Origin of the sequence: Streptomyces justiciae, assembly GCF_015163075.1 — a bacterium.
Classification (GTDB): Bacteria; Actinomycetota; Actinomycetes; order Streptomycetales; family Streptomycetaceae; genus Streptomyces; species Streptomyces justiciae.
Genome location: NZ_JADDXU010000040.1, coordinates 1 through 9209 on the forward strand (window position 1 = coordinate 1; position 9209 = coordinate 9209).

1 protein-coding gene is annotated in these 9209 nt (G+C 70.1%); it reads left to right on the plus strand.

The window, feature by feature from the left end:
* Positions 1-34: 34 nt before the first annotated feature.
* Positions 35-9209, plus strand: a 9175-nt coding sequence (locus IQ210_RS48155) for a non-ribosomal peptide synthetase (RefSeq protein WP_265584763.1), incomplete at its 3' end; no start/stop codon positions are given.

The following is a 9209-nucleotide window of genomic DNA, read 5'->3' on the forward strand; positions in this document are numbered from 1 at the left end:
TGGGTTGGTGGAGCGGTGGGCGTCTGGTCGGCGGATGGTGAATGCGTATGGGCCGACTGAGGTGACGGTGTGTGCGGCGATGAGTTTGCCGTTGGAGCCGGGTGCGGACGTGGTGCCGATTGGGCGGCCGTTGCGTAATGCCGGGGTGTTTGTGCTGGATGCGTTTTTGCAGCCGGTGCCGGTGGGGGTGCGTGGTGAGTTGTATGTCTCCGGGGTGGGGCTGGCTCGTGGGTATGCGGGGCGTGCTGGTCTGACGTCGGGGCGGTTTGTGGCGTGCCCGTTCGGTGAGGACGGTGGCCGGATGTATCGCACGGGGGATGTGGTGCGGTGGTTGCCGGACGGGCAGTTGGAGTTTTTGGGGCGTGCGGATGAGCAGGTGAAGATTCGTGGGTTCCGGGTGGAGTTGGGTGAGGTCGAGGCGGTGCTGTCGGCTCATGTGGGGGTTGAGCAGGCGGTCGTGCTGGTCCGGGACGGGCGGCTGATCGGATACGTCGTCGGCGACACGGACAGTGGAGAGCTGCGGGCGCATGCCGCCGCTCGGCTGCCCGAGTACATGGTGCCGTCGGCCGTGGTGGTGCTGGACGCGTTCCCGCTGACGGTGAACGGGAAGGTCGATCGGGCTGCTCTGCCGGTGCCGGATCTGGGTGCGGGTGCTTCCCGTGGGCCTGCGACTCCTACGGAGGAGGCGCTGTGCGGGCTGTTTGCCGAGGTGCTGGGGCTGGAGCGGGTCGGTGCCGAGGAGAGTTTCATTGAGCTGGGTGGTGATTCGCTGCTGGTGATGCGGCTGATCGCCCGTGTCCGGTCGGTGCTGGAGGTGTCGGTCGGCGTTCGTGAGGTCTTCGCTGACCCGACGGTGGCTGGTGTCGCGCGGTTGGTCGACTCCGCCGGGGCGTCGTCGGCGGGTGTGGTGCTGGCGCGCCGGGAGCGTCCGGAGCGGGTGCCGCTGTCCTTCGCCCAGCAGCGGATGTGGTTCCTCAACCGTATGGACGGGGTGGGAGCGGCCGCTTACAACATGCCGTTCGCCCTTCGGCTGTCGGGGCGGCTGGACTCGGCGGCGCTGGCGGCGGCATTGGGAGACGTGGCGGATCGGCACGAGAGTCTCCGCACGGTCTTTCCTGACGTGGAGGGCGTGCCGTACCAGGAGATCCGTGAAGGCGCCGAGGGGCGTCCGGAGCTGGTGGTGGTTGAGGCCGGCGAGCGGTGGCGTGAGGCCATGCAGGAGGAGGCCGGGCGTGGCTTTGACCTCGCGGCCGAACTGCCTTGGCGTACCACGTTGTTGAAGGTCTCGGACGCGGAGTGGGTGCTGCTGCTGGTCGCGCATCACATCGCGACCGACGCCTGGTCGATGGGCGTACTCGCGAACGACCTCCAGAATGCCTACGGCGCGCGGCTTGCCGGGGAGGCTCCGGAGTGGACGCCGTTGCCGGTGCAGTACGCGGATTACGCGCTGTGGCAGCGTGAGGTGCTGGGCGAGCTGGAGGACCCGTCGAGTGCGGCGGCGGGGCAGATTGCTTACTGGCGAGGGGCGTTGGAGGGGGCGCCGCAGGAGACGGTCCTGCCCTTCGACCGTTCGCGTCCGGCGGTGCCGTCCTTCCGTAGTGGGTCGGTGCCGGTCGGGGTGGATGCGGAGACGCATGCCCGACTCACGGAGCTGGCCGCGCGTGGTGGGGCGACGATGTTCATGGTCGTGCATGCCGCGTTGGCGGTGCTGCTGGCCCGGATGGGTGCGGGGGAGGACCTCTGCGTCGGTACGCCGGTCGCCGGGCGGTCGGATGCGCAGTTGGAGCGGCTGGCGGGATTCTTCGTCAACACACTTGTCCTGCGGTCCGACGCCTCCGGGAATCCCACGTTCGGTGAGTTGCTGGCGCGGGTGCGGGAGGCCGATCTGTCGGCGTACGCGCATCAGGATGTGCCGTTCGAGCGGCTGGTGGACGAGCTGAATCCGGAGCGGTCGGCGGCCCGTAACCCGCTGTTCCAGGTGATGCTGGCGCTCCAGAACGTGCCCGAGGCGCGGTGGGAGCTGCAAGGGCTGTGGGTGGAGCAGGTTCCGCCGGTGGAGGACCCTGCGGCCCGGTTCGACCTGTCGGTGGATCTGAGTGAGCGGTGGACTGATGGCGGTGCCCCGGCTGGGCTGGGGGGTGGGCTGCTGTATGCCGCGGATCTGTTTGACGAGGGGACGGTTCGCGGGCTGGCCGGGCGGCTGGTGCAGGTGCTGGAGCAGGTCGCCGCAGAACCGGAGCTGCGGCTGAGCGACCTCGATCTGCTGGACGCCTCCGAGCGGGCGGCAGTCGTCGCGGAGTGGAATGCCACGGCTGAGGTGACTGAGCCCGGTTTGGTGGTGGAGCGGTTCCGCGCCCGTGTGGCTGAGGCTCCCGGGGCGGTTGCTCTGTGGTCGGGTGGGCGTGCGTTGTCGTATGCCGAGGTTGATGCGTGGTCGGATGCGCTTGCGCGTGGGTTGGTGGCGCGCGGTGTAGGCCGGGAGTCCCGGGTAGGGCTGTGCCTGCCGCGTGGTGCCGAGATGGTCGTGGCGATGCTGGCGGTGTGGAAGGCCGGTGGCGCGTACGTCCCGCTCGACCCCGAATACCCGTCTGAGCGGCTGGAGTTCATGGTCGCGGACAGCGGGGCCGAGCTCGTGCTGGTCGCAGAGGAGACCGCCGGTCGTGTGGCCGTAGGTGTTGTGCTGGATGAGCTGGCGAGTGATTCCGGTTCGCTGCCTGAGGTTGGTGGCGATCAACTGGCCTACGTCATCTATACGTCGGGGTCGACCGGGCGTCCGAAGGGTGTGGCCGTAGCGCACGCCGCCGTGGCCAACCTGGCGTCGGTCATGCGGCCGGTGCTCGGGGCCGAACCCGGTGTCACGGCCTTGCAGTTCGCGTCCTTCAGTTTCGACGCGGCCGTGCTGGATGTGGCGGTCACGCTGGCCTCCGGCGGCACGCTGGCGATCGCCTCCGCCGAGGAGCGGCTGGATGCGGCGGCGCTTGCGCGCATGATCGAGGCGGCCGGCGTCAAGGTGGCGAGCGTAGTGCCGTCGCTGCTGGGGGTGTTGGAGCCGGACGCGGTCGCCGGCATCGGCAACTGGGTGCTGGGCGCTGAGCGCCTGGAAGCCGGCTTGGCGGCCAAGTGGCGTGAGGGCGCCCAGGTGTGGAACACCTACGGGCCGACCGAGGCGACCGTCATCACCACCGCCGTCCTCCTGGACGAGGGCATCACGGGCGAGGACGCCCCGCCCGCCATCGGCCGGCCCCTCGGGAACGTCCGCACCTATGTCCTGGACGCCTTCCTGCGCCCTGTGCCGGTGGGAGTGCCCGGTGAGCTGTATATCGCCGGAGACGGTCTGGCCCGCGGTTACGTCAACCGTCCCGACCTGACGGCGGAACGCTTCATCGCGTGCCCGTTCGACGAAGACGGCGGCCGGATGTACCGCACCGGCGACCTGGCCCGCTGGACCACCGAAGGACAACTGGCGTTCGTCGGCCGCGCGGACGCGCAGGTGAAGATCCGTGGCTTCCGCGTCGAGCTCGGCGAGGTCGAGGCCGTACTCGCCGCTGACCCGCAGGTCGAGCAGGCCGTCGCCGTCGTACGGGATGCGCGGCTGATCGCGTATGTCGTCGGTGATGTGGACGAGGACGCGGTGCGGGCGCATGCGGCGAGGCGGCTGCCGGACTACATGGTGCCGTCGGCCGTGGTGGTGCTGGCCGCGCTGCCGTTGACGGTGAACGGGAAGGTGGATCGGGCTGCTCTGCCGGTCCCGGATCTGGGCGCGGGTGCTTCCCGTGGGCCCGAGACGGAGGTGGAGGAGGCTCTCTGCGGGCTGTTCGCCGATCTGCTCGGGCTGGAGAGCGTCGGCGCGGAGGAGAGCTTCTTCGAACTGGGTGGTGATTCGCTGCTGGTGATGCGGCTGATCGCCCGTGTCCGGTCGGTGCTGGAGGTGTCGGTCGGGGTCCGTGAGGTGTTCGCGGAGCCGACGGTGGCGGGTATCGCGCGGCTGGTCGAGGGTGGTGCTGGGGCGTCGGCGGGTGTGGTGCTGGGGCGGCGGGAGCGGCCGGAGCGGGTGCCGCTGTCCTTCGCTCAGCAGCGGATGTGGTTCCTCAACCGCATGGACGAGACCGGGGCGTCCGTCTACAACCTGCCGCTGGTGCTGCGGCTGAGCGGGCAGCTGGATGAGTACGCGCTGAGTGCGGCGCTGGGTGACATCGCCGACCGGCACGAGAGTCTGCGCACGGTCTTCCCGGACATCGAGGGTGTGCCGTATCAGCAGGTGCTGTCGGGGGCGGGCAGTCGTCCGGCGCTGGTGGTCGTCGAGGCCGGCGAGCGGTGGCGTGAGTTCATGCGGGAGGAGATCGGCCGTGGCTTCGATGTCGGGGTCGATCTGCCGTGGCGGACCACGCTGCTGAAGGTCTCCGAGGCGGAGTGGGTGCTGATGCTGGTGGCCCACCACATCGCGACCGACGCCTGGTCGATGGGCGTGATAGCCGGCGATCTCCGGGACGCCTACCGTGCCCGTCTCGCCGGGGAGGGCACCCCGGGCTGGGAGCCGCTCCCTGTCCAGTACGCGGACTACGCGCTGTGGCAGCGTGAGGTGCTGGGCGAGCTGGAGGACCCGTCGAGTGCGGGGGCGGGGCAGATCGCCTTCTGGCGGGGGGCGTTGGAGGGAGCGCCCCAGGAGACCGCACTGCCCTTCGACCGTTCGCGTCCGGCCGTGCCGACGTTCCGTAGCGGGTCCGTGCCGGTGGACGTCGATGCCGAGACGCATGCCCGGCTGGTGGAGCTGGCCGGGCAGGGCGGGGCGACCATGTTCATGGTCGTGCACGCGGCGTTGGCGGTGCTGCTGGCAAGGATGGGCGCGGGGGAGGACCTCTGCGTCGGGACACCCGTCGCCGGGCGTTCGGACTCACAACTCGAGGACCTGGCAGGCTTTTTCGTCAACACGCTCGTCCTGCGGTCCGACGCCTCCGGGAATCCCACCTTCGGTGAGTTGCTGGCGCGGGTGCGGGAGGCCGATCTGTCGGCGTACGCGCATCAGGACGTGCCGTTCGAGCGACTGGTGGACGAGCTGAACCCGGAGCGGTCGGCGGCCCGCAACCCGCTGTTCCAGGTGATGCTGGCCCTCCAGAACGTGCCCGAGGCGCACTGGGAGCTTGAGGGGCTGACCGTCGAGCAGATCCCGCCGGAGATGGCTCCCGCCCGCTTCGATCTGTCGGTGGGCCTCGGTGAGCGGTGGACCGATGGCGGCGCCCCGGCTGGACTGGAGGGTGGGCTGTTGTATGCCGCCGACCTGTTCGACGAGGGGACGGTGCGTGCGCTGGCCGAGCGGCTCACCCGGGTGCTGGAGCAGGTCGCGGCCGATCCGGGCCTGCGGCTGAGCGACCTCGATCTGCTGGACGCCTCCGAGCGAGCGGCAGTCGTCGAGGAGTGGAACGCGACGGCGCGAGACGTGGATGCGTCCTCGGTGGTCGAGCGGTTCCGCGCCTGTGCGGCTGTGGCGCCGGAGACGGTCGCGGTGTGGTCCGAGGGCCGCGGGCTGTCGTATGCCGAGGTTGATGCCCGGTCGGATGCGCTTGCGCGTGGGTTGGTGGCGCGGGGTGTGGGGCGGGAGTCCCGGGTGGGGCTGTGCTTGCCGCGTGGTGCCGAGATGGTCGTGGCGATGCTGGCGGTGTGGAAGGCCGGTGGCGCGTACGTCCCGCTCGACCCCGAATACCCGTCTGATCGGCTCGAGTTCATGGTCGCGGACAGTGGCGCTGAGCTCGTGCTGGTCGTGGAGGAGACCGCCGGCCGACTGTCCGTAGGGGTTCTGCTGGATGAGTTGGCGAGCGATTCCGGCGTCCTGCCGGAGGTTGACTCCGACCAACTGGCCTACGTCATCTATACGTCGGGGTCGACCGGGCGTCCGAAGGGCGTGGCCGTCGAACATGCCGCGGTGGCGAATCTGGCCTCCGTGATGCGTCCGGTGCTCGGGGTCGAACCTGGCGTCACGGCCTTGCAGTTCGCGTCGTTCAGCTTCGACGCGGCGGTGCTTGATGTCGCGGTCACGCTCGCTGCCGGGGGCACGTTGGCGATCGCCTCGCCCGAGGAACGGCTGGACGGCGCTGCGCTTGCGCGCATGATCGAGGCGGCCGGCGTCGAGGTGGCGAGCGTAGTGCCGTCGCTGCTGGGGGTGTTGGAGCCGGACGCGGTCGCCGGAATCGGGAACTGGGTGCTGGGCGCAGAGCGCCTGGAAGCCGGTCTGGCTGCCAAGTGGCGTGAAGGCGCCCGGGTTTGGAACACCTACGGGCCGACCGAGGCGACTGTCATCTCCACGGCCGTCCTTCTGGAGGAGGGCATCACGGGTGAGGACGCCCCGCCCGCGATCGGTCGCCCCCTGGGCAATGTCCGTACCTATGTCCTGGACGCCTTCCTGCGCCCTGTCCCCGTGGGTGTGACGGGTGAGCTGTACATCGCGGGAGATGGCCTGGCCCGGGGTTACGTCAACCGCCCGGACCTGACGGCGGAACGCTTCATTGCCTGCCCGTTCGACGAAGACGGCGGCCGGATGTATCGCACCGGCGACCTGGCCCGTTGGACGGCAGAAGGACAGTTGGCCTTCGTCGGACGTGCCGACGAACAGGTCAAGATCCGCGGCTTCCGCGTCGAACTCGGCGAGGTCGAGGCCGTACTCGCCGCCCACCCGCAGGCCGAGCGGGCCCTGGCCGTCGTACGGGATGCGCGGCTGATCGGTTACGTCGTCGGGGACGTGGATGCCGACGACGTACGGGCGTATGCCGCGACCCGGCTGCCGGAGTACATGGTCCCGTCAGCGGTCGTCGTCCTGGACGCCTTCCCGCTGACCGTGAACGGGAAGATCGACCGCGCCGCACTCCCGGTGCCGGATCTGGGTGCCGGTGCATCCCGTGAGCCTGCGACTCCTACGGAGGAGGCGCTGGCCGCCCTGTTCGCCGAGGTGCTGGACCTGGAGCGGGTCGGTGCGGAGGAGAGTTTCTTCGAGCTCGGCGGTGATTCGCTGAAGGTGATGCGGCTGATCGCCCGGGTCCGGTCGGTGTTGGAGGTGTCGGTCGGGGTCCGTGAGGTGTTCGCGGAGCCGACGGTGGCCGCAGTCGCGCGGCTCGTCGAGAGTGCCGGGGCGTCGGCGGGTGTGGTGCTGGGGCGGCGGAAGCGGCCCGAGCGGGTGCCGTTGTCCTTCGCTCAGCAGCGGATGTGGTTCCTCAACCGGATGGACGGGGAGGGCGCTGAGGGAGTCGCTGCCTACAACCTTCCCTTCGCTCTTCGGCTGACCGGCAGCCTGGACGTCGAGGTGCTGGAGTCGGCGCTGTGGGACGTCGCCGATCGGCACGAGAGTCTGCGTACCGTCTTCCCGGACGTGGAGGGTGTGCCGTATCAGGAGATCCGAGAGGGGGCCGAGGGGCGTCCCCGGCTCCAGATCGTTGACGCCGGTGAGCGGTGGCGTGATCTGGTGAGGGGCGAGGCCGGGCGTGGCTTCGACCTGGCGGTGGAACTGCCGTGGCGGACCACGCTGTTGAGGGTCTCGGAGGCGGAGTGGGTGCTGTTGCTGGTCGCGCATCACATCGCGACCGATGCCTGGTCGATGGGTGTGCTGGCCCGTGACCTACAGGCTGCCTACCAGGCGCGGTTGAGCAGTCGGCCGCAGGAGCGGGAACTGCTCCCCGTCCAGTACGCGGACTACGCGCTGTGGCAGCGCGAGGTGCTCGGCGAGCTGGACGACCCCGACAGCGAGGTGTCCGCCCAGGTCGCCTACTGGAAGCGGGAGTTGGAGGGGGCGCCGCAGGAGACGGTGCTGCCCTTCGATCGGCCGCGTCCGGCGGTGCCGTCGTTCCGTAGTGGGTCAGTGCCGGTGGACGTCGATGCGGAGACGCATGCCCGGTTGGCCGAAGTGGCTGCGCAGAGCGGGGCGACCATGTTCATGGTCGTGCACGCGGCGCTGGTCATGCTGCTGGCGAGGATGGGGGCCGGGGAGGACGTCTGCGTCGGTACGCCGGTCGCGGGCCGGTCGGACTCGCAACTGGAAGACCTGGCCGGTTTCTTCGTCAACACGCTCGTCCTGCGGTCCGACGCCTCCGGGAATCCCACCTTCGGTGAGCTGTTGGCGCGGGTGCGGGAGGCCGATCTGTCGGCGTACGCGCATCAGGACGTGCCGTTCGAGCGGCTCGTCGACGAGGTGAGTCCGGAGCGGTCGGCGGCGCGCAATCCGCTGTTCCAGGTGCTGCTGGCGCTCCAGAACGTGCCCGAGGCCCTCTGGGACCTCGAAGGGCTGGTCGTCGAGCAGATCCCGCCGCTGGCGGATCCGCCGGCCCGCTTCGATCTGTCCCTCTCGCTGAGCGAGCGCCGCTCGGACAACGGCTCGGCCGATGGCCTGCGTGGCGGGATTCTCTACGCCGCCGATCTGTTCGACGAGGCGACGGTGCGTGCGCTGGCCGGGCGGCTGGTGCGGGTGCTGGAGCAGGTCGCGGCCGATCCGGAGCTGCGGCTGGGCGCCGTGGAGGTGCTGGAGGAGGACGAGCGGGCGGCGGTCGTCGAGCGGTGGAACGGCACCGCGAGCGACGTCGAAGCCGCGACCGTCATGGAGCTGTTCCAGGGGTGGGTGGCCCGGACGCCGGAGGCAGACGCCCTCTGCTCCGAGGACCAGACCCTGTCCTACGCCGAACTCGACGCCCGGTCCGACGCGTTGGCGCGCGGGCTGGTGGCGCGTGGTGTGGGACGGGAGTCCCGGGTCGGCCTGTGCTTCCCGCGCGGGATCGAGGCGATCATCGCGATTCTGGCCGTGTGGAAGGCCGGCGGGGCGTATGTCCCGTTGGACCCCGCGTACCCCTCCGACCGGCTGGCCTACATGGTCGCCGACAGCGACGCCGAACTGGTCCTGGTGGCGCCCGAGACCGCCGACCGGCTGCCCGGTGAGGTGGAGACGGTCCTGCTCGACGAGCTGCACGGCGACCAGGCCGTGCACGAACTCCCGGAGATCGCTCCTGACCAGCTCGCCTACATCATCTACACCTCGGGTTCGACGGGGCGGCCGAAGGGTGTGGTGGTGTCGCATGCGGGGTTGGTGAATTTGGCGGGTGCGCAGATCGAGCGGTTCGCGGTGGGTGTGGGTGCTCGGGTGTTGCAGTTTGCGTCGTTGAGTTTTGACGCGGCGGTGTCTGAGTTGTGCATGGCGTTCGGTGCGGGTGCGGTGCTGGTGGTCGCGGGCGCGGACGGGC